Genomic DNA, 24306 nt, shown 5'->3' with positions numbered 1-24306 from the left:
CTCCTGCCGTCAGACCTTATAGACCGCCGAACGCAAGCGGAGACGTGTCCATGGTCTTCTTCCCTCACCGCCATCTGATTGGCATCAAGGGCCTTACCGAACAGGATATCACCTTTCTTCTCGACAAGGCCGACGAGGCCGTGAAGATTTCGAGGCAGCGGGAGAAAAAGACCTCCACGCTGCGTGGTCTCACCCAAATCAACCTGTTCTTCGAAGCCTCCACCCGTACACAATCGTCCTTCGAACTCGCCGGCAAACGCCTCGGCGCCGATGTGATGAACATGTCGGTAGGCAATTCCTCGGTGAAAAAAGGCGAAACGCTGATCGACACGGCGATGACGCTGAACGCCATGCGCCCGGACGTGCTGGTGCTGCGTCATTCCTCGGCCGGTGCCGCCGCGCTTCTGGCGCAAAAGGTCGCCTGCTCGGTGATCAATGCCGGCGACGGCCAGCACGAACATCCGACCCAGGCGCTACTCGACGCGCTCACCATCCGCCGCGCCAGGGGCAAGCTGTCGCGCATCATCGTCGCCATCTGCGGCGATGTGCTGCATTCGCGCGTCGCTCGCTCCAATATTCTCCTGCTCAACGCCATGGGCGCGCGGGTTCGCGTGGTGGCGCCGTCGACGCTGCTGCCCTCCGGCATCAGGGACATGGGCGTCGAGGTCTTTCACTCCATGGAAGAAGGCCTCAAGGATGCCGACGTGGTGATGATGCTGCGCCTGCAACGCGAGCGGATGGCCGGCGCCTTCGTGCCGTCGGTGCGCGAATATTTCCGCTTCTACGGGCTCGATGCCGAAAAGCTGAAGGCTGCCAAGCCGGATGCGCTGGTCATGCATCCCGGCCCGATGAACCGCGGCGTCGAGATCGCCTCCGAAGTGGCCGATGGCCCGCAGAGCGTCATCGAGGAACAGGTGGAAATGGGGGTCGCGGTCCGCATGGCCGTGATGGAGGCCCTGCTCGTCTCCCAGAACCAGGGAGAACGCGCATGACCCCTACCGTGCTGAAGAACCTCCGCATCATCGACCCGTCGCGCAATCTCGACGAGACCGGCACGATTATCATCGGCGCCGACGGCCGCATCCTCGCATCGGGCAAGGATGCCCAGAACCAGGGCGCACCGGAAGGCGCGGCGGTTCGGGACTGCCAGGGCCTCGTCGCGACGCCGGGCCTCGTCGATGCCCGCGTCTATGTCGGCGAACCCGGTGCCGAACACACCGAAACGATCGAATCGGCAAGCCGGGCGGCGGCAGCCGGCGGCGTCACCTCCTTCATCATGATGCCCGACACCGATCCGGTGATCGACGATATCGCGCTGGTCGAATTCGTGCAGAAGACGGCGCGCGACAAGGCGGTCGTCAACGTCCATCCGGCCGCCGCCCTCACCAAGGGGCTGGCCGGCAAGGAAATGACCGAGATCGGCCTGCTGCAGCAGTCGGGCGCCGTCGCCTTCACCAACGGCCGGCACGGGCTTTCCGACACGCTGCTCCTGCGCCGGGTGATGACCTATGCGCGCGAGTTCGATGCGGTCGTCTCGCTCGAACTGCGTGAAAAATATCTCGGCAACGGCGTCATGAACGAAGGGCTGTTCGCGAGCTGGCTCGGCCTCTCCGGCGTGCCGAAAGAAGCGGAGATCATCCCGCTCGAACGGGACTTGAGGATCGCCGGCCTGACGCGGGCGAAATACCATGCGGCCAAGATCTCCGTGGCGGAGTCGGCCGAAGCCATGCGCGTCGCCCGCGCCCGCGGCGCCAACGCCACCTGCGGCGTGTCGATCAACCATCTGGCGCTCAACGAGAACGACATCGGCGAATACCGGACCTTCTTCAAGCTCTCGCCGCCGCTGCGTTCCGAAGACGATCGCGTGGCGATGGCCGATGCGCTCGCGGACGGCACGATCGACATCATCGTCTCCTCACACGATCCGCAGGACGTCGATACCAAGCGCCTGCCGTTTGCCGATGCCGAGGACGGGGCGATCGGCCTCGAGACGCTGCTCGCGGCCGCACTCCGCCTGCACCATGACGGTCGCGTGCCGCTGATGCGGCTGATCGATGCGATGTCGACCCGGCCGGCGCAGATTTTTGGGCTCGATGCCGGCACGCTGAAGCCCGGCGCCAAGGCGGATATCACGCTGATCGATCTCGACGAGCCTTGGATCGTTTCGAAGGATATGATCTTGTCGCGGTCGAAGAACACGCCGTTCGAAGACGCGCGTTTCTCGGGCCGCGCCGTCGCCACCTATGTGGCCGGCAAGTGCGTCTACACGCTTTAAGGGGAGCACGGGCGTGAGTGAACTCTTCAACTGGCAGATCACCCTGCCGATCGCACTGACCGCGCTGGTGTTCGGCTATCTGCTCGGTTCCATTCCCTTCGGCCTGATCCTCACCCGTGCGGCGGGCCTCGGCGATATCCGGTCGATCGGATCGGGCAATATCGGCGCCACCAACGTGCTGCGCACCGGCAACAAGAAGCTTGCCGCGGCCACCCTGCTGCTCGACGCGCTGAAGGCGACCGTCGCTGCGCTGATCGCCTGGTATCTGTTCGGGAAAGAAGCCGGCCTGCTTGCCGGCTTTGCGGCCTTCATGGGTCATCTCTTCCCGGTCTGGCTCGGTTTCAAGGGCGGCAAGGGCGTCGCCACCTATATCGGCACGCTGCTCGGCGTCGCTCCCTGGATGGTGCTGGTGTTTGCGGCGATCTGGCTCGGCGTCGCCAAGATCAGCAAATATTCGTCGCTCTCCGCTCTGGTTGCAACTCTTGTCATTCCGGTTGTGCTGTGGTTCTTAAACGAGCCGAAGATCGCGCTCGTCTTGGCCGTCATGACCGCGATTTCCTGGTGGAAGCACGAAGAAAATATCAAGCGGCTGATTGCCGGCACCGAAAGCAGGATCGGCCAAAAGGGATAGACCGGGGGAAACAATGCCGGACGGCAGCGCGAAACGAACAGGAATTGCGCTGACGGAGAGGCAAAGGATCGCCTGGCTGAGGCTGATCCGTTCGGACAATGTCGGCCCCGCCACGTTTCGAGATCTCATCAACCACTGCGGCTCGGCGGAAAACGCTCTTGCCATGCTACCCGAACTCTCCGCCCGCGGCGGAGCGACCAGAGCGATCAGGATTGCCGGGGTGGAGGAGGCTGAACGCGAACTCGAAGCCGCCCATCGCTTTGGCGCTCGCTTCGTCGGCATCGGCGAACCGGACTATCCGCCGGCGCTGCGCCAGATCGAAGGCGCGCCACCGCTTCTTGCCATGAAAGGTGACCTTTCCGCCGCGACCCGTCCATCGGTCGGCGTCGTTGGGTCGCGCAACGCCTCGATATCGGGCGCCAAGTTCGCGGCGATGATCGCAAGGGATTGCGGCCGGGCCGGTTATACGGTGACGTCAGGCCTTGCCCGCGGCGTCGATACCGCCGCCCATCGGGCCAGCCTGGAAACCGGAACGATCGCGGTGCTGGCCGGTGGGCTCGACCAGCCCTATCCTCCGGAGAACGTGCCTCTGCTCGACGAGATCACCGAGGGTGCAGGCCTTGCCGTCAGCGAAATGCCCTTCGGCTGGGAGCCCCGCGCACGGGATTTCCCCCGCCGCAACCGGCTGATATCCGGCATTTCGCTCGGCGTCGTCGTGGTCGAGGCAGCGGAGCGTTCCGGCTCGCTGATCACCGCCAGGATGGCGACCGATTTCGGACGGCTTGTCTTCGCCGTTCCCGGCTCGCCGCTCGATCCGCGCTGCCACGGCACCAACGGGCTCCTGAAACAGGGCGCCATCGTCACAACCGAGTCTGCCGACGTCATCGAAGCCCTGGCGCCGCTCTCGCAACTCGATCTGTTCAGCGGCTCTGTGGTGGAAGAGCCCAAGAAGTTCAGCGACATACTGCCGCCCAATGACGACGATCGGGCGATCATCGTTTCGGCGCTGGGGCCGACGCCGGTCGAAGTGGACGACATCATCCGCCACACGGAACTGCCCGCCTCTTCCGTCTATCTCATCCTGCTGGAACTTGATCTCGCCGGTCGGCTGCATCGGCATGTCGGCGGTCTGGTTTCAATCGCGATGGAAGACTGAGCGGGGACGGCGGCCGGCCTGTACATCCCCCGCCTCCACATAGGCCATCTCGATGAGATAACAGAGCATATCGGCTCCCTCTCCCAAGGCGACCTGCCGGAGCTCTCCGAGCATCTGCCTTATATAGGCTATATTCTCCCTGGTATCGTCCTCGCGCCGGCCGTTTGTCTCACTTCGGGAAATCATTTTCTATCCTGTCAAAAAAGTCGGCCACCGGTCCAAATAAATTCACCTCAAGGTATGCGAGGGACCATATCGCATTTATTTAAGATTGCAACCAATTGTAAATCTTCCTGGGGTTGCATCTCGTTGTACCCTATAATTTGGCACACGCCCCTTGACCGCGAGGCAAACGCCCTCCATGTCGGGAGGTCAGATTTCCGCCTGGACTGCAAAGGTTCCGGGCCAAGCCTCTATTGCAGAGAAGCAAAATGAATGTTGTCGTCGTAGAATCTCCCGCCAAGGCCAAGACAATCAACAAGTATCTCGGCCCCGGCTACAAGGTTCTCGCCTCGTTCGGCCATGTGCGCGATCTCCCGGCCAAGGACGGTTCCGTACTTCCCGACCAGGACTTCGAAATGCTGTGGGAAGTCGATAGCGCCTCCCAGAAGCGCATGAAGGATATCGCCGACGCCCTGAAAGGCTCGGACGGCCTGTTCCTCGCGACCGACCCGGATCGCGAAGGCGAAGCCATTTCCTGGCACGTGCTCGACCTTTTGAAGAAGAAGAAGCTGATCGGCGACAAGCCGGTCAAGCGCGTCGTCTTCAACGCCATCACCAAGAAGGCCGTGCTCGATGCGATGGCCAATCCGCGCGATATCGACGTGCCGCTGGTGGACGCCTATCTCGCCCGCCGCGCGCTCGACTATCTGGTCGGCTTCAATCTGTCGCCGGTGCTGTGGCGCAAGCTGCCGGGCGCGCGCTCGGCCGGTCGCGTGCAGTCGGTTGCGCTGCGGCTCGTCTGCGACCGCGAGTCGGAGATCGAACGTTTCGTCTCGGAAGAATACTGGAACCTGTCGGCGCTGTTGCGCACCCCGCGCGGCGACGAGTTCGAGGCGCGCCTCGTCTCGGCCGACGGCAAGCGGCTGCAGGCCCGCTCGATCAAGAACGGCGAGGACGCCAACCGCCTGAAGGCGCTGCTCGACGGCGCGACCTATCTGGTCGATACGGTCGAGGCGAAGCCCGTCAAGCGCAACCCCGGCCCGCCCTTCACCACCTCGACGCTGCAGCAGGCTGCCTCCTCGAATATCGGCTTCAACGCTTCGCGCACCATGCAGGTGGCGCAGAAGCTTTATGAAGGCGTCGATATCGGCGGCGAGACGGTCGGTCTCATTACTTATATGCGTACCGACGGCGTGCAGATGGCGCCGGAGGCAGTCGATGCTGCCCGCAGCGCCATCGTCGACCAGTTCGGACAGCGTTACCTGCCGGAAAAGCCGCGCTTCTATTCCACCAAGGCGAAGAATGCCCAGGAAGCCCACGAAGCGATCCGTCCGACCGAATTCACCCGCACCCCGGACCAGGTGCGCCGTTATCTCGACGCCGACCAGGCCCGCCTCTACGAGCTGATCTGGAAGCGCGGCATCGCCAGCCAGATGGCGTCCGCCGAGATCGAGCGCACCACGGTCGAGATCCTCGCCGACAACAAGGGCGAGAAGGCTGGCCTTCGCGCCGTCGGCTCGGTGATCCGTTTCGACGGCTTCCTCGGCGCCTACGTGGACAACCGCGAGGATGCCGAAAAGAGCGAGGATGACGATGAAGATGGTCGCCTGCCCGAGATCAACGCCCGCGAAAAGCTCGACAAGAACAAGGTGAATGCCAGCCAGCACTTCACCGAGCCGCCGCCGCGGTATTCGGAAGCCTCGCTGATCAAGAAGATGGAAGAGCTCGGCATCGGCCGGCCGTCCACCTATGCCGCGACGCTGAAGACGCTGAGCGACCGCGAATACGTGACGATGGACAAGCGCAAGCTGATCCCGCATTCGAAGGGCCGGCTGGTGACGGCCTTCCTCGAAAGCTTCTTCACGAAATACGTGGAATACGACTTCACCGCCGATCTGGAAGAAAAGCTCGACAAGATTTCTGCCGGCGAGCTCGACTGGAAGCAGGTTCTGCGCGAATTCTGGCAGGATTTCTTCGCCCAGATCGAGGACACCAAGGAACTGCGCGTCACCAACGTGCTCGATGCGCTCAACGAGACGCTAGCGCCGCTGGTCTTCCCTAAGCGGGAGGACGGCAGCGATCCGCGCATCTGCCAGGTCTGCGGCACGGGCAACCTGTCGCTGAAGCTCGGCAAATACGGCGCCTTCGTCGGCTGCTCGAACTATCCGGACTGTAACTACACCCGCCAGCTTTCCTCGGAAGGCGGCGCGGATGCGGAAGCGAACGCTCTCAACGAACCGAAGGCACTCGGTGCCGATCCGCACACGGGCGAGGAACTGACGCTGCGTTCCGGCCGGTTCGGCCCCTATATCCAGCGCGGCGAAGGCAAGGAAGCCAAGCGTTCGTCGCTGCCCAAAGGCTGGAAGCCCGAGGACATTGACCACGAAAAGGCGCTGGCATTGATCAACCTGCCGCGCGACGTCGGCAAACATCCGGAATCAGCCAAGATGATTTCGGCAGGGCTTGGCCGCTACGGGCCGTTCCTGCTCCATGACGGCAGCTATGCCAACCTGGAGAGCATCGAGGACGTGTTCTCGATCGGCCTCAACCGCGCTGTGACCGTGCTTGCCGAAAAGCAGAGCAAGGTGGCGGCTGGCGGTGGCCGCGGCCGTGGCACGCCTGCGGCACTGAAGGAACTCGGCGACCATCCGGACGGCGGCACGATCACCGTGCGTGACGGCAAATACGGCCCCTACGTCAATTGGGGCAAGGTCAACGCCACGCTGCCGAAGGGGCTTGACCCGCAATCGGTGACGATGGAACAGGCGATGGCCTTCATCATCGAAAAGGGCGGCAAGGCGCCGTCGTCCAAGGCAAAGCCGAAGAAAGCCGCCGCCAAGACGACCACCGACACCAAGAAGGCAGCACCGAAAGCCAAGACGGCCGCCAAGGCGAAAGCTCCGGTGAAAAAGGCCGCACCCAAGGCGAAGAAGACAGGCACGTGAGAGAACCACGCGATAGATCGAGACATCCGGGAAAACGCCCCGAAAAGGTTGCCCGCGGTCACGCCGCTTCTGCAACGGAGAAGCCGGTGATCATCCACGGTGCCGTGCCGCCGCGTGATGTCCTGCTCGAATTCATCGCCGAAAACCCAGACAAGGGGTCGAAGCGGGAGATCGCCAAGGCCTTCGGGCTGAAGGGCGACACCCGCGTCGAACTGAAGGATCTCCTGCGGACGCTGGAGGAGGAAGGCCTTCTCAAGAAGAGCCGCAAGTCGCTGACCCGTCCCGATGCGCTGCCGCCGGTCACCGTTCTCGACATCACCACCCGCGACAAGGATGGCGAACTGATCGCCCGCCCGGCCGAATGGCCGGAGGAGCTGGGTGCGGCGCCGGCCGTGCTGATCCGGCAATCGTCGGACAGCCGCGGCAAAGGCAGGGTGACTGCCGCAGGTCTCAACGATCGGGTTCTGGCAAAGATCTTCCCCAACAAGGACCGCAGCGGCCCTGCCTATACCGCCCGCGTCATCAAGATCATCGACAAGCGTCGCGGCGCCTCGCTCGGCATCGTCCATCAGCTCGCCGATGGCGAGCTGCGTCTGCTGCCGATCGACCGGCGCGGCGAGGAAATGGTGATCGAGCCCGTCGATATCGGCGAGGCCAAGGACGGCGACCTGGTCGAGACGGAAGTGGTCCGTTCGGGCCGCTTCGGCCTCCCCCGCGCCCGGGTTCTGTCGATCGTCGGCACGATCGGCTCGGAAAAGGCGATCTCGATGATCGCCGTTTATTCGCACGGCATTCCGCATATCTTCCCGAAGGCGGTGCTCGACGAGGCGGAAGCGGCAAGACCGGCTTCCTTGTCGCAACGCGAGGACTGGCGTTCGCTGCCGCTGATCACCATCGACCCGGCCGACGCCAAGGACCACGACGACGCGGTCTATGCGGAGCTCGACCCCTCGCCCGACAATCCGGACGGCGTGATCGTCACCGTCGCGATCGCCGACGTCTCCTGGTATATCCGTGCCGGCTCGGCGCTCGACCGCGAGGCGTTGAAGCGCGGCAATTCGGTCTATTTCCCCGACCGCGTCGTGCCGATGCTGCCCGAGCGTATCTCCAACGATCTCTGCTCGCTGCGCGAAGGCGAAGATAGACCGGCGCTTGCGGTACGCATGGTCTTCTCCAGGGAAGGCCGCAAGGCGGGCCACACGTTCCATCGCATCATGATGAAGAGTGCCGCCAAGCTCTCCTACCAACAGGCGCAGGCGGCGATCGACGGCAAGCCGGACGACAAGACCGGGCCGTTGCTCGATCCGATCCTGAAGCCGCTCTGGCATGCCTATGGGGTGATGAAGCGCGGCCGCGACCGCCGCCAGCCGCTTGAACTCGACATGCCGGAGCGCAAGATCCTGCTGAAGCCCGACGGCACGGTCGACCGGGTCTTCGTGCCGGACCGGCTCGATGCGCATAAGCTCATCGAGGAAATGATGATCCAGGCGAACGTCGCCGCTGCCGAGACGCTGGAAAAGAGGCGGCAGGCGCTGATCTATCGCATCCACGACACGCCCTCGCTCGCCAAGCAGGAGACGCTGCGCGAGTTTCTCGCGACGCTCGGCATTCCGATGGCCAAGGGCGGCCAGATGCGCGCCAACTCGTTCAACGGCATTCTCGCCAAGGCCGAGGGCACGGCCCACCAGGTAATGGTCAACGAGATGGTGCTGCGCTCCCAGAGCCAGGCGATCTACAGCCCCGAGAATATCGGCCATTTCGGCCTCAACCTGATGAAATACGCGCATTTCACCTCGCCGATCCGCCGTTATGCGGACCTCATCGTGCACCGCGCACTGGTCGGGTCGCTGGGCTTGGGCGAAGGCGGCATCAAGCCGGAGGAAGAGGCACAACTCGACGATATCGCCGCCGAGATCTCGACCTTCGAGCGCCGTGCGATGGCCGCCGAGCGCGATACGATCAACCGGCTGATCGCCCATCACCTCTCCGAGCGCATCGGCGAGGAATTCGTCGGCCGGATCTCCGGCGTCACCAAGGCGGGACTATTTGTCTCGCTTCCGACCTATGGTGCGGACGGATTCATACCTATATCCACGCTCGGCAACGACTACTTCATCTACGACGAGGCGCATCAGGCGCTGTCCGGAGAGAAGACCGGTCTGGGCTACCAGATCGGCGATACGGTCGATGTGCGGCTGAAACAGGCCATCCCGCTTGCCGGCGCGCTGCAGTTCGAGATGCTGAGCGAGGGCAAGAAATTGCCGACCGCGATCCGCTCCTTCCACAAATCGGGGCGGCGTGGCCGGACCCAACCCGGCACGCGGCCTCCGCGGAGCGGCCGAAGGAGATAGGATGCAGAAGCAGGACGAACAGACGGTCCGATACGGTGGCGCACAGGAGGCCGAAAGGCCACTCGGCCGCTCCATCAGGCGGGGCTTGCTCTGCACCTGTCCTGCCTGCGGCACCGGCCGCCTGTTCCGGGCGTTCCTCAAACCGGTCGATACCTGCGCCGTCTGCGGCGAGGAAATCTATCATCACCGCGCCGACGACCTGCCGGCCTATCTGGTGATCGTCGTCGTCGGCCACGTGCTGATGACCGGCTACATGCTGACCGACATGACGCTTCGGGTCTCGCCTTGGGTGCACCTCGCCATCTGGGTGCCGCTGGCGATCCTTGCGGCGCTTCTGACCATCCAGCCGATCAAGGGCGGCGTCATCGGCTTTCAATGGGCGCTGAAGATGCACGGCTTCAATGGCACGGACGACGAAGCCGTCGATCCGGGCCGGGGCGGACCGATCGCATGACATCGTCGGCCGAGGAACAGGCTCCGTTCGCAATGGACGCGCCGAAGCATGCGCGCGTGGCCGGCGTGACGCCCAAGGACGCAGCATCCCTGATCCTGATCGATCGCTCGGACGTGGCTCCCCGGGTCCTCATGGGCCGGCGCGGCAGCGGCCATGTCTTCATGCCTGATGTCTACGTGTTCCCGGGCGGCAAGCGCGATCCTCGCGACCATGCCCTCCCCTTCGGCGCCGATCTCGACCCGCTCGTCTTCGAAAAGCTGGCGGCAGGCACCACCGCCCGCATGACCTCGGCCCGCGCCCGGGCACTGGCGCTCGCGGCCCTCAGGGAACTCCAGGAGGAGACCGGGCTTGCCGGCGGCGGCGCTGCCGACCTCTCCCGCCTGCGCTACGTCGCCCGCGCCATCACGCCGCCAGGCAATGTCCGGCGCTACGATACGCGCTTCTTTCTCACCTTTGCCGACGAAACCCGCTTCGACATGACGCGCCTGGGCGACTCAAGCGAACTTCAGGACGTGCGCTGGCTTGACATTGCCGAGCTTTCGGGTCTGAAACTCCCGCGCATCACACAGGCGGTTCTGGAGGACGTGAAAAACCTGATGGTCTCCGATCCATCTTTACCGTTTGGAAGCCCGGTGTCCTTCTACTTCATGCGTCATGGACGATTCGTCCGCAGCCGACTGTAAGGAATATTGAATGGCTCAGCCGACGACAGACGCCAACGGCCATGTCGACAAGATTCACTGGCCATCGCTGATCGCCGCCATATCCGCCATCAGTGCAGTGGGCATCGCCATCGGCCTCGGCCTGCCGCTCCTCAGCATCATTCTTGAAAAGCGCGGAATTTCCTCCACCCTGATCGGCCTCAACGCCGCCATGGCCGGCGTCGCCTCCATGGCGGCCGCGCCGATCACCACCAAGATCGCTCACGACTACGGCGTCGCGCGGACGATGATGTTCGCGGTGCTCGTCGCCGCAGTCAGCGCCATCGGCTTCTTTTACGCGGATGCCTTCTGGATGTGGTTCCCGCTGCGCTTCACCTTCCACGGCGCGACGACGACGCTTTTCATCCTGTCGGAATTCTGGATCAACGAGGCGGCCCCTCCCCGGCGCCGTGGGCTCGTTCTCGGCATCTATGCCACGGTGCTGGCCATCGGCTTCGCGATCGGGCCCCTGCTCTTCTCTGCGCTCGGCAGCGACGGCGTCCTGCCCTTCCTGGTCGGCGCGGCGATCATCATGCTGGCGATCATCCCGATCTTCATCGCCCGCAATGAAAGCCCCGTGCTGGATACCAAGCCGGACCGGCACTTCTTCCACTACATCTTCCTTGTGCCGACAGCGACGGCGGCGGTATTCGCCTTCGGCGCGGTTTCGGCGGGCGGGCTGTCGCTGTTCCCGATCTATGCGATTCGGTCTGCGCTGACCGAGCAGCAGGCCGCCCTGCTGCTGACGGTGATGGGCATCGGCAATATGGCCTTCCAAATCCCGCTAGGCCTCTATTCCGACAAGCTGAGGGATCGGCGGCCACTCTTGACCGCCATGGCGGTGCTCGGCGTCGCGGGATCGCTTGCCTTGCCCTTCCTGATCCAGAACTGGATCATGATGGCCGTGGTCCTGTTCTTCTGGGGCGGTTGCGTCTCCGGCCTCTATACCGTTGGCCTGGCACATCTCGGATCGCGGCTCAGCGGAGCCGACCTTGCCGCCGCCAACGCAGCCTTCATCTTCTGTTATGCGGTCGGCACTGTTGCCGGCCCACAGGGCATCGGCGCGGCCATCGATATCGCCGGCAATGACGGTTTTGCCTGGGCATTGGCGGGATTCTTTGGCTTCTATGTGCTGGTTTCCATCTGCCGGATGCTTTTCCGGTCAAAACGGAGTTGACTTTTCGGGCGCGATTTGTAATTTCGCGCCAGATTTCGCCGTGGACCCAACCCGCGTCCGCGGCTTCATTTTTTCTTAGAGGCAGAACACCATGGCGAAAGCTACGACCATCAAGATCAAGCTGCTGTCGACGGCTGACACCGGTTTCTTCTACGTCACCACGAAGAACAGCCGCACGATGACCGACAAGATGACCAAGACCAAGTACGACCCGGTCGCCAAGAAGCACGTCGAGTTCAAGGAAACCAAGATCAAGTAAGGCCTTGATCCGAGGGTTGTCGAAGGGCGCCGGCCGATAGGGTCAGGCGCCTTTTCTTTTGAGCTTCACCCTGATTCTCCCATTGCCGCAGGCTTTCCAGAATTCGGAACCGATTTTCGGGCCGTTGCGGTAGCCGAGTGATCCAGAGCGGGACGGGTTGCGTAGAAATGGAAAAGCGCCGCTCCAGAAACTGGAAGCGGCGCTTTCAAATGGGGGTCGACCAGCCTGCAATCACGGCACGAGGAACCGCTTTGGTATGCCTGCCGGTCGACCGACCCCACGACCCAGGAGATGCGGCGGACCTGAGCATCATGGGGTATCTATGTACCATTTCGGGTACACTGTCTGGTCGGGGCCAAAATTGCGCAAAACGAAAAGAAAATCAACACAATCTTAATCTCCAACCGGATCCTTCACTGTTGTTGGTTAAAATCCGCGGCCGCTACTGATATTTTTTCGATTTTCCTGGCATAAATCCAAAGTTGTTCCCGGCGCTTTATATGCTTACTTTGATCTAGCTCTCAGAAATGCCTTCCAACTTTCAAGCACATCCTTGGCGAGCACTGTCTATCTTCTCAGCCATGCAAAAAATTCAAAGCCAATACAAACAGCTATTCTCTGCCGGCAAATCTGAGAGTGCGCGGATACATTCGAAATTTCTTGAATGCGCTGCAGCAGTCCCGTTAACTGACAGCTGTTCATGAAATTCTTCCATTAATTAGCACCTACAAAAAGTTGGGTTCCGCTCAAAAATAACTGGGGACCGGGCGCTTTTTTCTCGGTGTTTTCGCCATTCGGCGAAGGCGGGGCAGGAATTTCAGTATCTGCTGATTCTCTACGCGGCTGCGGCAACCACCCGGTTGCGCCCACCGTTTTTCGCTTCATACAACGCGCGATCGGCCTGCTTCAGGAGCTGTTCCGGCGTTTCGGCGCCCTGCGTGCTGCAGGCGAGGCCGAGCGAGGCGGTGATGTTGAGCATGATACCCGCTGTCTTCAAATGGAACGGCTGGCTCTCGATGATGCTGCGCAGCCGTTCGGCAATCGCTCCGGCCGACGTAGCGTCGGTATCGGGCATGACCACCACGAATTCCTCACCCCCGTAACGGCAGGCAAGATCGGCTCCCCTAACGGTCGAGCGGACGCGGGCTGCAAATTCCTTCAGCACCTCGTCGCCGGCATCGTGACCGTAGGCGTCGTTGACCGACTTGAAGCGGTCGATATCGGTGATGCAGACGGACAGCGGCTTGGAGCGTGCGGCAGCCCGGTTGAACAGAACCTTGAGGTGATTGTCGAGATAACGCCGGTTGCTGAGTCCGGTGAGCCCGTCGGTGACGGCAAGCTCAATCGTCTGGCGCACGCTCATGCGCAGGCGATCGTTGTAGCGCTTGCGCTTGATCTGGGTGAGCACGCGGGCCACGAGTTCGTTCGGATCGATCGGCCGGACGATATAGTCGTTGACGCCGAGGTCGAGCGCTCGCACGATCAAATCGTCGGCGCCCATCTCGGTCACCAGCAGCAGCGGCAGGAAGCGGGTGCGCTCCAACGAGCGCAGCTGCGAGCAGAGCCTCAGCGGATCGTATTCGTCGAAATTGGCGTTGACGATCACCATATCGACCGGGCTCTCCGCCGCCTCGAAAAGCGCTGCCTGCGGATCGGACATGGCAATGACGCCGGCGACCGGCTTCAGCGCCTTGATGATGCGCTCCTGCGAGCTCGCGCGGCCATCGACGAGCAGGACTTGGGCCGTCTCTTCGCGGCCGTCGGCACCCTTGAGCATGTCTTCCAGCCCGATATTGCTGGCAGTGTCGGCGCGGATACGCAGTTCGTCGCTGAGCGTCTTCAGCCGCACCAGGCTTTTCACGCGCGAAACGAGCTGCAGGTCATTGACCGGTTTGGTCAGGAAGTCGTCGGCGCCGGCCTTCAGGCCGCGCACGCGGTCGGAGGGCTGGTCGAGCGCGGTGACCATGACGACCGGAATATGGGCGGTGCGCGGATTGCCCTTCAGCCGCTCGCAGACTTCGAAACCGTCGATGCCGGGCATCATGATGTCGAGCAGGATCAGGTCCACATGCGTGCTGTCGCAGATTGCCAGCGCCTTGTAGCCGTCGTCGGCGGTCAGGACGTCGAAATATTCAGCCAGAAGCCTGGCTTCGAGCAGCTTCACATTCGCTGGAATATCGTCGACTACCAGTATCCGCGCCGTCATGAGGTCCGTCCCGTTTTCACGCGTCGCCGAGATATGTTTTAATCGTCTCGATAAACTTCGGCACCGAGATGGGTTTCGAGACGTAGGCCTCGCAACCGCCCTGGCGAATGCGTTCCTCGTCGCCCTTCATCGCAAAGGCGGTCACCGCGATCACCGGAATGACGTGCAATTCATCGTCTTCCTTCAGCCATTTGGTGACTTCCAGACCCGAAACCTCGGGCAGCTGGATGTCCATCAAAATCAGATCGGGGCGATGTTTGCGTGCAAGATCAAGCGCTTCCATACCGTTGCGGGTCTGGATGGTATCGTATCCCGATGCTTCGATCAGGTCGCGGAAGAGCTTCATGTTCAGCTCGTTGTCCTCGACGATCATGACCCGTTTGGGCATAGCGATCCGTTCCTTAAATCCCGGCTTGCATGAGTGCCTTCAGTATATAAGCTCCCGGAACGGCCGATTCCACAGAGCGCCTATCAGGCACGGTAAAGCCATTTAGTTGAAAAAGAGGTAACTCGGCGGACAATGCGGCGCGAACCCGGTAATGCTCGAAGCAACGAAGCCAAGGCGGAAGAGACGGCGGGCGCCATTCTCGGATGGCTCGCCAACGAACCCGACATGCTGGGCCGATTCCTCGCCCTCTCCGGCGTCCAGCCCAACCAGCTGCGCAATGCGGTAAACGATCCGGGCTTTCTCGCCGGCATGATCGATTTCCTGATGGCTCATGAGCCGACCCTGCTTGCCTTCTGCGAGGCGACGGGTACAAAGCCAGAGACCGTGGCAGCAGCCTGGCAGCATTATTCCGGTCCCGGGCTCGGCTCCGGCGACTATTGAGATGAGCGAGATCCTCGACCTTTCCCATGTGCGCCTCGGCGACCGGCCGCTCGTCGTTTGCGATATCGACGATGTGGTGCTGCACTTCGTGGCCCCCTTTCAGGATTTTCTGCGCGGCGAAGGTCATGAACTGCTGCCGCGCTCCTTCCGCCTTACCGGCAATATCGTCTCCGCCGAGACCCAGACGGCGCTCGAGCCTGTGCAGGTGCGGCGGCTGATCGAAGCCTTTTTCGAGGCGCAGGAAAACTGGCAGATCCCGACCGAACTTGTCGTCCAGACACTGCAGACGCTGTCGGACGATGCGGACGTGGTGTTTCTCACCGCCATGCCGCCGCGCTATCGCGACCACCGCCGCCGGCTTCTCGACCAGATCGGCCTCACCTTCCCACTGATCGCCAGCGAGGAGCCCAAGGGACCGATCATGCAGCGCCTGCATGCCGGACGTCCCCTGCCCTGCGTCTTCATCGACGATATGGCGCACAATCTCCACTCGGTGCGGGATCACGTCGCCGAATGCCTTGTCCTCCACATGATGCCGGACTCGCCCCTGCATCTGCTTGCGCCGAAACCGGACGAAGGTATCGTCCGGGCGATGGACTGGACCCATGCCGCCGGACTGATCCGTCACCATATCCAGTCCAAAGCCGCCTGACATCTAAAGCTCCAGCCGCATCAGCGGTCGTCCGTCCTTGCGGCGCTCCACCACATCGAAACCTGCAGCGTCGAAGATCGCCGTCGAGCCGATGCACAGCGTCACCGATTTCGACTGCTTTACATGATCGATCGGGCAGGCATCGACGAACCGCGCTCCCATCTGGCGCGCATGGTCGATGGCACCCGACAGCAGACGGTGGCTCAGCCCTTTGCCCCTGAGCTTCGGCGTCAGGAAAAAGCAGCTGACCGCCCAGACAGAGGGATCGGTTGCATCCCCCTCCTCCAGCGGGCGCGAGACGGTGCGCGGCGAATTGAACTGCGGCACATCATGGCGCGGTCCGACTTGCACCCAGGCGACCGGCCCACCATCCGCGTAGGCCAGGATGCCGGGCGGCGGACCGGCATTTATACGATCGTGGATATGATCCTTCCGCTCCTGCGGCTGCATCCTGGTGCGCACCGCATGCGGCAGGCGCAGAGCGACACACCAACAGTCACAGAAGGCTCCATGTGGGCCGAAGAGCATTTCGAAATCCTCCCAGCGCTCCGCCGTCACAGGCTCGAAACGAAGATCGATATCCACGCCAAACCTCCACACCGTACCTTGTGACTCACGAACTTAGGCTTTAACGTCGCGGTGTTCAACCTTTGTTCTCTGCCATGACGCCCACGCCTGACAAGACACCCGGCTTCTGTCGCGACTGCCTTGCTGAGCAGAAGGCGGAAGTGCGCCGTTGCCGCGCCTGCGGCAGCCCGCGTCTCGTCTATCACAAGGAACTCTACGCGCTGACGCTGGCGCATATCGATTGCGACGCCTTTTACGCGACGATCGAGAAACGCGACAATCCGGAGCTGGCCGACAAGCCGGTGATCATCGGCGGCGGCAAACGCGGTGTCGTCTCGACGGCCTGCTATATCGCCCGCATCAACGGCGTGCGCTCGGCGATGCCGATGTTCAAGGCGCTGGAGCTCTGCCCCGACGCTGTCGTGATCCCGCCGAACATGGAAAAATATGTGACAGTGGGGCGGCAGGTGCGCGCCATGATGCACGATCTGACGCCGCTCGTTCAGCCGCTGTCGATCGACGAGGCCTTCCTCGAACTCGCCGGCACCGAACGGCTACACCACGCCCCGCCGGCGCGAATTCTCGCCAAGTTCGCCAAGCGGGTGCAGGACGAGATCGGCATCAGCGTTTCGGTCGGCCTCTCCTATTGCAAGTTTCTCGCCAAGGTCGCCTCGGATCTCCAGAAGCCGCGCGGTTTTTCGGTGATCGGCCAGGAGGAGGCGCTGGAATTCCTGGCGGCGCGGCCGGTCACCACGATCTGGGGCGTCGGCAAGGCGTTCAACGCGACGCTGGAGGCGGACGGGATCCGCACCATCGGCCAGCTTCAGACCATGCAGGAGGCCGACCTGATGCGCCGCTACGGCTCGATGGGCCAGCGGCTCTATCGCCTTTCGCGCGGTATCGACGATCGCGAAGTGCATGTAAACGACGCGGCCAAGAGCGTTTCGGCCGAGACCACCTTCTTCGACGACATCTCCAGCTATGAAGACCTCGTGCCGATCCTGCGGCGGCTTTCCGAAAAGGTCTCGGCGCGGCTGAAGAAACACGGCATTGCCGGGCAGACCGTCGTTCTCAAGCTGAAGACCTCCGACTTCAAGAGCCGCACCCGCAACAAGCGGCTGGAGGACCCGACACAGCTCGCCGACCGCATTTTTCGCACCGGGCTGTCGCTGATGGAGCGCGAGACCGACGGCACCAAATTCCGCCTGCTGGGCATCGGCGTCACCGATCTCGGCGATCCCACACTTGCCGATCCGCCCGACCTCGTCGACCGCCAGGCCGGCCGGCGGGCGGCTGCGGAAGCGGCGATGGACAAGCTGCGCGACAAATTCGGCAAGGCCGCCGTCGAGACCGGATATACTTTCGGGAACCGCCGACGGGATCAATGAAATGTGATCCGTTATTAACCATAACGTTAAAACTACTCGCGGCGCGGATAACCTTCCTTAAACCTCGTGCGCTAATATGCGGGTCTTGTATTGCGTATGGGGTCGGTCATGTTGCGTCGCCTGGTGTTCGGGTTAGGTCTTTTGTCTGCGACCATGCTGTCGCATGCGGCTTTTGCGGAAGGTGCCCGCACGCTGCAGATCATCGTTTCCAAGGACAAGCAGTCGCTTGTCGTCTATGACGGCGAAACGGTCCTCACCACCTCCAAGGTGTCGACCGGCAAGCAAGGCCACACGACGCCGAGCGGGATCTTCTCGATCCTCGAAAAACAGAAATATCACGAATCCAACCTCTATTCGAACGCGCCCATGCCGTGGATGCAGCGCCTGACCTGGTCCGGCATCGCGCTTCACGAGTCGAACAGCGTGCCGAGCTATCCGGCCTCGCATGGCTGCGTGCGCATGCCGGGCGCATTTGCCAAGTCGCTCTTCCAGATGACCGAGCGCGGCGCGCATGTGATCATCACCGATGCGCCGGTCGTGCCGCAATTGATCGAGAACGCCAACCTGTTCCTGCCGCGCAAGCCGCTGCCGACAGGACCGCTGCTTTCCGATGTCCAACTGCGAACCTCGTCGATCGGCAGCAGCTCGAAACCGGTCGAAGTGGCGATGAACGTCGTTCCGAACAATCCCTCGATCGTCCATCCGACGACCGACGCGCGGCCGGCTCCGACCCAACCGGTCGCGGCCGCGAAAGAGGATGATGTCGCACCGCTGCGCATCCTCATCACCCGCCGCGGCGAGCGCGAGACATTGATGGATGCCCAGATCCTGTTGCAGCAGCTCGGGTTCGACACCGGTGGCGGCGACGGGTTCGCCGGTCCGATGACCCGCAGCGCGATTGCCGGGTTCAAGCGCTGGAAGAACCTGTCGCCCAAGGGCGCGCTGGTGACGCCGGAATTCCTGGCTTCGCTTTACGAAACCGCGGGCAAGCCGCGCCCGCCGATGGGCCAGATCATGGTGCGCCAGAATTTCCAGCCGCTGTTCGAGGCTCCGGTCGGCATCAAGGATCCCGAAATCGCGCTCGGCACGCATTTCTTCAGCGTCGACAAGGTCGAGCGCAAGGAAGAGACGGCCGAATGGCACAGCGTCACGGTTCCCAACGGCCTTACCCCTGCAATGAAGCAGCGGCTCGGGATCACCGTCGCCGACGATCCTTACGCGCCGGGCGCCGCCGCGCAGGCTCTCAACCGCATCGAAATCCCGGCCGACATTCGCGACCGGATCGAAACGCTGATCAGCGACGGCTCGTCTCTGACGATCAACGACCAGGGCATCGGCCAGGATACCGGCGACGGCACCGATTTTATCACCGTCACCCAGCCGGTGCAGCGGGTGGCCGAAGCGCAGGCCTCCATCACCAGGCCGCAGCCGGTCAGCCAGCGACGGACGGCGGTCAAGCCCCGCGCCTACGGCCTCTATTAAAGTCTTCTAGACCAGCTCGACGTCGAGAACGCCCGGCGCTGTCCTCAGCGCCGCGGCGATTTCGGGCGAGATGCGGTATTTTTCCGTCAGCTCCACCTCGATTTCCCGCTTGCCGTCATCCTTGATGATCACGAAGGACACCAGCCCGTCGCCCCGGGCGTTGAGGTGTCGCGCGACGGCGCGCATCGGGCCTGAATCGCGCACGAAGACGCGCAGCGCCTTCTGCATCTGCACCGACTTTTCCTCGAGCGACTGCGCCGTCTGGATGCGCAGGCCGATGCCTTCCGGCCGCTCTTCCGCCTGCACGGTGATGACCAGCGACTTGCCGGGTTCGAGCAGGTCTCGATATTGCGCCAGCCCCTCCGAGAACAGCACCGCCTCGAACTGGCCGGTCGCATCCGAGAAGGTGACGATGCCCATCTTGTTGCCGGTGCGGGTCTTGCGCTCCTGCTTGCTGGTTACCGTTCCGGCCAACCGGCCGGCAGTAGCGCCCTGTTTCACGGCGGCGGAAAAGTCCGCAAAGTTCTGGACGCGCATCTTGGCAAGCACGTTGGCATAGGCATCCAGCGGGTGGGCCGAGAGATAGAAGCCGAGCACCTGATATTCGCGCATCAGCTTTTCGGACGGCATCCAGGGCGTAAACGACGGGAAGATCAACGTTTCCGGCCCGGAGGCGGAGGACGAGCCGAACATGTCGTGCTGGCCGCTGACCTTCTCCCCTTGCGCACGCTGCGCATAACCGATGATGCGGTCGAGACCGCCGCTCAGTTCGGCGCGATCGCGGCCAAAGCAATCGAAGGCACCCGCCGAGATCAGGCTTTCCATGACGCGACGGTTGACCTGTTTCGGATCGATCCGCAGGCAGAAGTCCTCGATGCTGGCAAACGGTACATCGCCGCGCACTTCGGTGATGTGGTCGACCGCCGACTCACCGACGCCCTTGATGGCCGCCAGCGCGTAATAGATCCGGTTGTCGCCGGTCTCGAAATGCCGGAACGAGGTCTGCACCGACGGCGGAATGACCGCGATTCCGAGGCGGCCGGCATCCTGGCGGAAGTCGTTCAGCTTCTCGCTGTTCGACATATCGTAGGTCATCGACGCGGCGAGGAACTCGACCGGATAATGCGCCTTCATGAAGGCGGTCTGGTAGGAAACGATCGCGTAGGCCGCGGCATGGCTTTTGTTGAAGCCGTAGTTGGCGAATTTTGCCAGCAGTTCGAAGATGTTGTTGGCCTGCGGCTTGGAGACGCCGTTCTTGATTGCGCCATCGACAAAGCGTTCGCTCTGCTGGTCCATCTCGGCCTTGATCTTCTTGCCCATGGCGCGGCGCAGCAGGTCGGCCTCGCCGAGCGAATAGCCCGACAGCACCTGAGCGATCTGCATGACCTGCTCCTGGTAGACGATGACCCCTTGGGTCTCCTTCAGGAGGTGGTCGATCGTCGGATGGATCGATTCGATCTCCTCCTCGCCGTGCTTGCGGGCATTGTAGGTCGGAATGTTTTCCATCGGGCCCGGACGATAAAGCGCCACGAGCGCGATAATGTCCTCGATACAGTCCGGCCGCATGCCGATCAGCGCCTTGCGCATGCCGGCACTTTCCACCTGGAACACGCCGACCGTCTCGCCGCGCGACAGCATCTCGTAGGTCTTGGTGTCGTCGAGCGGAATCTTGGCGAGATCGATCTCGATGCCGCGCTTGCGGCAGAAATCGACGGCGGTCTTCAGAACCGTCAGCGTCTTCAGGCCGAGGAAGTCGAACTTCACCAGACCCGCCTGCTCCACCCATTTCATGTTGAACTGGGTGACCGGCATGTCCGAGCGCGGGTCGCGATACATCGGCACAAGCTTCGACAGCGGACGGTCGCCGATGACGATACCAGCGGCGTGGGTCGAGGCGTGGCGGTAGAGGCCTTCGATCTTCTGGGCAATATCGAGGAGGCGGGCGACGACCGGCTCCTTGTCGGCCTCCTCCTGGAATTTCGGATCCTCCTCGATCGCCTTCGACAGGGGCGTCGGGTTGGCCGGGTTGTTCGGCACCAGCTTGCAGATCTTGTCGACCTGGCCATAGGGCATTTCGAGCACGCGGCCGACGTCGCGAAGCGCGGCACGCGCCTGCAGCGAACCGAAGGTGATGATCTGCGCCACCTGCTCGCGGCCGTATTTCTGCTGCACGTAGCGGATCACCTCTTCGCGGCGATCCTGGCAGAAGTCGATGTCGAAGTCCGGCATCGAGACGCGGTCCGGATTGAGGAAGCGCTCGAACAGCAGCGAGAAGCGCAGCGGATCGACGTCGGTAATGGTGAGCGCATAAGCGACCAGCGAGCCCGCACCCGAACCACGGCCGGGACCGACCGGGATGCCCTGCTGCTTCGCCCATTTGATGAAGTCGGCAACGATCAGGAAGTAGCCCGGAAACTTCATCTTCTCGATGACGCTGAGCTCGAAATCCAGCCGGTCGCGATAATCCTGTTCTGTATAACCGCGCGTCATGCCGAGCGTCGCGATGCGCTCTTCGAGCCCTTCCACGGACTGACGGCGCAGCTCCTCCGCCTCGGCGCGTTCGGCTTCCGCCGGATCGTCGGTGGCGCCGGTGAAGCGCGGCAGGATCGGATTGCGGGTTTTCAGGACGAAAGAACAGCGCCGGGCGATCTCGACGGTATTTTCGAGCGCCTCCGGCAGGTCGGCGAACAGCTTTGCCATCTCGGCGCGGCTCTTCAGATAATGGTCCGGCGTCAGGCGGAACCGAGTGTCGTCCGAGACGATCGCATTATGTGCCACCGCCATCAGCGCGTCATGGGCATCAAACTCGGACTTGGTGGGAAAGAAGGCCTCGTTGGTCGCCACCAGCGGCAGGTCGTGGTCGTAGGCGAGCATGACGATCTTGTGCTCGTGGCGCCGATCGTAGGCGCCGTGGCGCTGCAGTTCGACGTAAAGCCGATCGCCGAATATCTCCTTGAGTTTCAGCAACCTTGCTTCGGCAAGCGTAGCATTGCCTTCCTTCAGAGCCATGTCGACCGGCCCGCTTCCGGCCCCGGTCAGCGCGATCAGCCCCTCGGTGCCGCCGTCCTCCAGCCAGGAGCGGCTGATATGGATGGACTGATGCCCCTCGTCGCCGAGATAGGCGCGGCTGATCAGGTCGACGAGCCGTTCGTAACCGACGGCATTGGCCGCCAGCACGACGATCGCCGGCAGCTTGGCGAGCTGCTGGTGGCTGTTGCGCCGCTCGTCCGACTGGTCTTCCATATCGATCGACAGCTGGCAGCCGATGATCGGCTGCAGGCCGTCGCCGATCGCCTTCTGGGCGAATTCCAGCGCGACGAACAGATTGTTGGTGTCGGTTATCGCGATCGCAGGCTGATTGTCCGCGATCGCCTTCGAGAGGATCTTCTTGAGCGGCAAGGCGCCTTCGAGAAGCGAGTAGGCGGAATGGACGCGCAGGTGAACGAATTGAGGGCTGGTTCCCAGCTCTTCCGATCCCGATTTTATGTCCATTTTGTCTGCCATGTCTGCGCCTTGCCCGTTTGATGAAGCGGGAACCATCTCATGAATCAGGCTATTGTCCGGCGCAGGGCTTTGAGAGTCCAGTTCGGAATTCCCTCCTCAACGCCTTTCGGCCGAGGGACCGGCTGGATGCCCGATCACATGGCCATCATGATCATGGAGAGGCTGGCCACGAAGGTGGCGATGGAAGCGAATGCGGCAATGTCACGAAGCAGGTCAGTCATCGTCGTCTCCCGTGTTCTCTTATGTTTTTAATTTGTTCTCATTTTGTTTGAGAGTCAACAAAAGAACAGACCGGAAACAAACATATCGCGATATCCTCCCTCACCTGGTAAACGAGGCGTTAACGGTGGGATTTTTGGCCGGATCGGCGCATGCGGATACATCCGGACTGGATGACCATCCGTGGAGGTTTTGAATATGCCCGATAGGGCGGCGCCTAGAGGATGGATCCTCGGGTCAAGCCCGAGCAACTGTGTTGTTGGTGTCAAGCTTGGAAGGGTTTTCGGTCCCTCATTGCGGCGTTAAGTGCGACGAGCAACCGTCTTGCTATGGCGATCAGGACAAGCTTTGGAGGTTTGCCGGCATTGCGCATGGCTTGGAATATGCGCTTGAAGGGACCTGACCGACAGGCCGCAAGTGCGGCCATATAGAGCGCGTCGCGGACGCGTTTGCGCCCGCCCCATATGCAGCGTTTGCCGCGCATGGCACCTGAATCGCATGCGATCGGTGCGAGGCCGGCAAGAGCTGCGACGGAACGGCGGTCACGACGACCCAGTTCCGGCATATAGGCTAGAAGCACGCTTGCCGTCTGCAGACCGACGCCCGGCGCCGAACGCAGGATCGCCTGATCTTCAGCCAGAGCCTCGACCTGGGTCACCAGGATGTCGATCCGGACATTGATGGCGGCGATCTGCCGGTCGAGCACTTCCATCATCTGTCGCAGGCTCTCGTCGATGTCCCGGCAATGGGGCTGGGCGAGACGGATGCGCTCGCTCTTGCGCATTGCCACAAGTTGGTCGCGCCGCTCGACAAGGGTTCGAAGAACCTGACGGGCTGCGTCAGGCTTGGCCTCGGGAGCCAGAGACATGGTCGCTCCATAAAGGGCAAGCATGCGTGCGTCGACCCGGTCGGTCTTGGCAAGAAAGCCTGCCGCTCTCGCAAACTGGCGTGCCTTGCGGGGATTGGCGCGATGGAAGGCCAATCCCGCCTGATGCAGCTGTCGGCAAAGTGCCCGGTCATAAGGCCCGGTCGCCTCCAGGACGCCGAAGGCCTGATACTCGGCGACAAAGCCGATGAGTGCCTGATGGCCTTGGCTGTCATTGTCAAACCGACGGACCATACCGGCGGGGTGAAGAAAACAATCCAGAAACGACTTGGAAATGTCGATCCCGACGACGCAAGATGGTAAGCTCATGAGACCCATCCTTATCCTGCGGGATCGCCGCGCCAACGGCCTCCCGGTCAACTGTTCGGGTGGAAGCATGTCTAAAGGCGGCGTACCGCGCTCGGGCACGGTCTCTCAGACCAAGGATGACGAAGGTACGCCGCCGGCCTGCTCAGATTCAAC

At 62.4% G+C, this 24306-nt stretch carries 20 protein-coding genes; 14 read left to right on the top strand and 6 right to left on the bottom strand.

The features are described 5' to 3' along the window. Positions 1–50 precede the first annotated feature (50 nt). From ACSQ3G_RS05605 to dprA, 4 genes are read left to right on the top strand one after another with little or no spacing between them, the layout of a single operon-like run. Positions 51–992 carry an aspartate carbamoyltransferase catalytic subunit gene (locus tag ACSQ3G_RS05605; protein WP_046667737.1) on the top strand — a complete coding sequence of 314 codons (942 nt, stop codon included), beginning with the start codon at positions 51–53 and terminating at the stop codon, positions 990–992. After that, positions 989–2275, top strand: a complete 1287-nt coding sequence (locus ACSQ3G_RS05600; RefSeq protein ID WP_436109342.1) for a dihydroorotase — start codon at positions 989–991, stop codon at positions 2273–2275. Before ACSQ3G_RS05605 ends, ACSQ3G_RS05600 begins: the two co-directional genes overlap by 4 nt. 13 nt (positions 2276–2288) lie before the next feature. Further along, positions 2289–2906, top strand: coding sequence for a glycerol-3-phosphate 1-O-acyltransferase PlsY (plsY, locus tag ACSQ3G_RS05595; RefSeq protein ID WP_436109341.1), 618 nt, complete (start codon positions 2289–2291; stop codon positions 2904–2906). Between the two features lie 13 nt (positions 2907–2919). Then, positions 2920–4062, top strand: a complete 1143-nt coding sequence (gene dprA / locus ACSQ3G_RS05590; protein ID WP_436109340.1) for a DNA-processing protein DprA — start codon at positions 2920–2922, stop codon at positions 4060–4062. Here the strand turns inward: dprA and ACSQ3G_RS05585 are convergent. Next, positions 4042–4248 carry a hypothetical protein gene (locus ACSQ3G_RS05585; RefSeq protein WP_046605481.1) on the bottom strand — a complete coding sequence of 69 codons (207 nt, stop codon included), beginning with the start codon at positions 4246–4248 and terminating at the stop codon, positions 4042–4044. The genes dprA and ACSQ3G_RS05585 overlap by 21 nt on opposite strands. A gap of 245 nt (positions 4249–4493) precedes the next feature. Here ACSQ3G_RS05585 and topA point away from each other — a divergent pair, with 245 nt between their 5' ends. From topA to rpmG, 6 genes are all read left to right on the top strand, one after another. Continuing rightward, positions 4494–7169, top strand: coding sequence for a type I DNA topoisomerase (gene topA, locus ACSQ3G_RS05580; RefSeq protein WP_436109339.1), 2676 nt, complete (start codon positions 4494–4496; stop codon positions 7167–7169). Then, complete coding sequence (rnr, locus tag ACSQ3G_RS05575; RefSeq protein ID WP_436109338.1) at positions 7166–9520, top strand: ribonuclease R; 2355 nt, start codon at positions 7166–7168, stop codon at positions 9518–9520. Before topA ends, rnr begins: the two co-directional genes overlap by 4 nt. Before the next feature lies 1 nt (position 9521). Then, the gene (locus tag ACSQ3G_RS05570; protein ID WP_105419507.1) at positions 9522–9974 is read left to right on the top strand and encodes a DUF983 domain-containing protein; all 453 of its coding nucleotides are present in this window, start codon (positions 9522–9524) and stop codon (positions 9972–9974) included. Next, positions 9971–10657 (top strand): NUDIX hydrolase, encoded by a 687-nt coding sequence (locus tag ACSQ3G_RS05565; RefSeq protein WP_436109337.1) that lies wholly within the window; start codon positions 9971–9973, stop codon positions 10655–10657. Before ACSQ3G_RS05570 ends, ACSQ3G_RS05565 begins: the two co-directional genes overlap by 4 nt. A gap of 10 nt (positions 10658–10667) precedes the next feature. Next, on the top strand, positions 10668–11852 hold the full coding sequence (locus tag ACSQ3G_RS05560; protein ID WP_105431073.1) for an MFS transporter: 1185 nt from the start codon (positions 10668–10670) through the stop codon (positions 11850–11852). A 91-nt stretch (positions 11853–11943) separates the two neighbouring features. Next, positions 11944–12111: a 50S ribosomal protein L33 gene (gene rpmG, locus ACSQ3G_RS05555; protein WP_003547442.1), complete on the top strand. Its 168-nt coding sequence runs from the start codon at positions 11944–11946 to the stop codon at positions 12109–12111. An 835-nt stretch (positions 12112–12946) separates the two neighbouring features. Here the strand turns inward: rpmG and ACSQ3G_RS05550 are convergent. Together ACSQ3G_RS05550 and ACSQ3G_RS05545 are read right to left on the bottom strand one after the other, a co-directional pair. After that, positions 12947–14317 (bottom strand): PleD family two-component system response regulator, encoded by a 1371-nt coding sequence (locus ACSQ3G_RS05550; protein ID WP_436109336.1) that lies wholly within the window; start codon positions 14315–14317, stop codon positions 12947–12949. Between the two features lie 16 nt (positions 14318–14333). Continuing rightward, positions 14334–14705, bottom strand: coding sequence for a response regulator (locus ACSQ3G_RS05545; RefSeq protein ID WP_007765577.1), 372 nt, complete (start codon positions 14703–14705; stop codon positions 14334–14336). A 132-nt stretch (positions 14706–14837) separates the two neighbouring features. Here ACSQ3G_RS05545 and ACSQ3G_RS05540 point away from each other — a divergent pair, with 132 nt between their 5' ends. Next, positions 14838–15146 carry a DUF3572 domain-containing protein gene (locus ACSQ3G_RS05540; protein WP_436109335.1) on the top strand — a complete coding sequence of 103 codons (309 nt, stop codon included), beginning with the start codon at positions 14838–14840 and terminating at the stop codon, positions 15144–15146. A gap of 1 nt (position 15147) precedes the next feature. Then, entirely contained in the window at positions 15148–15798 is a 651-nt protein-coding gene (locus tag ACSQ3G_RS05535; protein ID WP_436109334.1) for an HAD family hydrolase, read from the top strand. A 3-nt stretch (positions 15799–15801) separates the two neighbouring features. Here ACSQ3G_RS05535 and ACSQ3G_RS05530 read toward each other — a convergent pair whose 3' ends face one another. After that, a complete protein-coding gene (locus ACSQ3G_RS05530) occupies positions 15802–16383 on the bottom strand; it encodes a GNAT family N-acetyltransferase (RefSeq protein WP_436109333.1) in 582 nt (193 codons plus the stop codon). A gap of 77 nt (positions 16384–16460) precedes the next feature. Here ACSQ3G_RS05530 and ACSQ3G_RS05525 point away from each other — a divergent pair, with 77 nt between their 5' ends. Together ACSQ3G_RS05525 and ACSQ3G_RS05520 are read left to right on the top strand one after the other, a co-directional pair. After that, positions 16461–17753, top strand: coding sequence for a DNA polymerase IV (locus ACSQ3G_RS05525; RefSeq protein ID WP_436109332.1), 1293 nt, complete (start codon positions 16461–16463; stop codon positions 17751–17753). Between the two features lie 108 nt (positions 17754–17861). Continuing rightward, positions 17862–19235, top strand: coding sequence for a L,D-transpeptidase (locus tag ACSQ3G_RS05520; protein ID WP_436109331.1), 1374 nt, complete (start codon positions 17862–17864; stop codon positions 19233–19235). Between the two features lie 6 nt (positions 19236–19241). On the opposite strand, the gene dnaE is transcribed toward ACSQ3G_RS05520, so the two are convergent. Together dnaE and ACSQ3G_RS05510 are read right to left on the bottom strand one after the other, a co-directional pair. Continuing rightward, entirely contained in the window at positions 19242–22727 is a 3486-nt protein-coding gene (dnaE, locus tag ACSQ3G_RS05515) for a DNA polymerase III subunit alpha (RefSeq protein WP_436111671.1), read from the bottom strand. Positions 22728–23223: 496 nt separating this feature from the next. Beyond that, positions 23224–24153, bottom strand: a complete 930-nt coding sequence (locus ACSQ3G_RS05510; protein ID WP_436109102.1) for an IS110 family RNA-guided transposase — start codon at positions 24151–24153, stop codon at positions 23224–23226. Between the last annotated feature and the right edge of the window lie 153 nt (positions 24154–24306).

The sequence above is a fragment of the Neorhizobium tomejilense genome (genome assembly GCF_964254135.1).
Lineage (GTDB): Bacteria > Pseudomonadota > Alphaproteobacteria > Rhizobiales > Rhizobiaceae > Neorhizobium > Neorhizobium tomejilense.
The sequence above is the reverse complement of the archived record's forward strand: the minus strand, read 5'-3'. Positions and strand labels throughout refer to the sequence as shown.

Bases quoted from the DNA above. Each gene is read 5' to 3' on its own strand.
- ACSQ3G_RS05605 (WP_046667737.1), top strand. From the start codon at position 51: ATGGTCTTCTTCCCTCACCGCCATCTGATTGGCATCAAGGGCCTTACC.
- ACSQ3G_RS05600 (WP_436109342.1), top strand. From the start codon at position 989: ATGACCCCTACCGTGCTGAAGAACCTCCGCATCATCGACCCGTCGCGC.
- dprA (WP_436109340.1), top strand. From the start codon at position 2,920: ATGCCGGACGGCAGCGCGAAACGAACAGGAATTGCGCTGACGGAGAGG.
- ACSQ3G_RS05585 (WP_046605481.1), bottom strand. From the start codon at position 4,248: ATGATTTCCCGAAGTGAGACAAACGGCCGGCGCGAGGACGATACCAGG.
- topA (WP_436109339.1), top strand. From the start codon at position 4,494: ATGAATGTTGTCGTCGTAGAATCTCCCGCCAAGGCCAAGACAATCAAC.
- ACSQ3G_RS05570 (WP_105419507.1), top strand. From the start codon at position 9,522: ATGCAGAAGCAGGACGAACAGACGGTCCGATACGGTGGCGCACAGGAG.
- ACSQ3G_RS05565 (WP_436109337.1), top strand. From the start codon at position 9,971: ATGACATCGTCGGCCGAGGAACAGGCTCCGTTCGCAATGGACGCGCCG.
- ACSQ3G_RS05560 (WP_105431073.1), top strand. From the start codon at position 10,668: ATGGCTCAGCCGACGACAGACGCCAACGGCCATGTCGACAAGATTCAC.
- rpmG (WP_003547442.1), top strand. From the start codon at position 11,944: ATGGCGAAAGCTACGACCATCAAGATCAAGCTGCTGTCGACGGCTGAC.
- ACSQ3G_RS05550 (WP_436109336.1), bottom strand. From the start codon at position 14,317: ATGACGGCGCGGATACTGGTAGTCGACGATATTCCAGCGAATGTGAAG.
- ACSQ3G_RS05545 (WP_007765577.1), bottom strand. From the start codon at position 14,705: ATGCCCAAACGGGTCATGATCGTCGAGGACAACGAGCTGAACATGAAG.
- ACSQ3G_RS05540 (WP_436109335.1), top strand. From the start codon at position 14,838: ATGCGGCGCGAACCCGGTAATGCTCGAAGCAACGAAGCCAAGGCGGAA.
- ACSQ3G_RS05535 (WP_436109334.1), top strand. From the start codon at position 15,148: ATGAGCGAGATCCTCGACCTTTCCCATGTGCGCCTCGGCGACCGGCCG.
- ACSQ3G_RS05525 (WP_436109332.1), top strand. From the start codon at position 16,461: ATGACGCCCACGCCTGACAAGACACCCGGCTTCTGTCGCGACTGCCTT.
- ACSQ3G_RS05520 (WP_436109331.1), top strand. From the start codon at position 17,862: ATGTTGCGTCGCCTGGTGTTCGGGTTAGGTCTTTTGTCTGCGACCATG.
- dnaE (WP_436111671.1), bottom strand. From the start codon at position 22,727: ATGGACATAAAATCGGGATCGGAAGAGCTGGGAACCAGCCCTCAATTC.
- ACSQ3G_RS05510 (WP_436109102.1), bottom strand. From the start codon at position 24,153: ATGAGCTTACCATCTTGCGTCGTCGGGATCGACATTTCCAAGTCGTTT.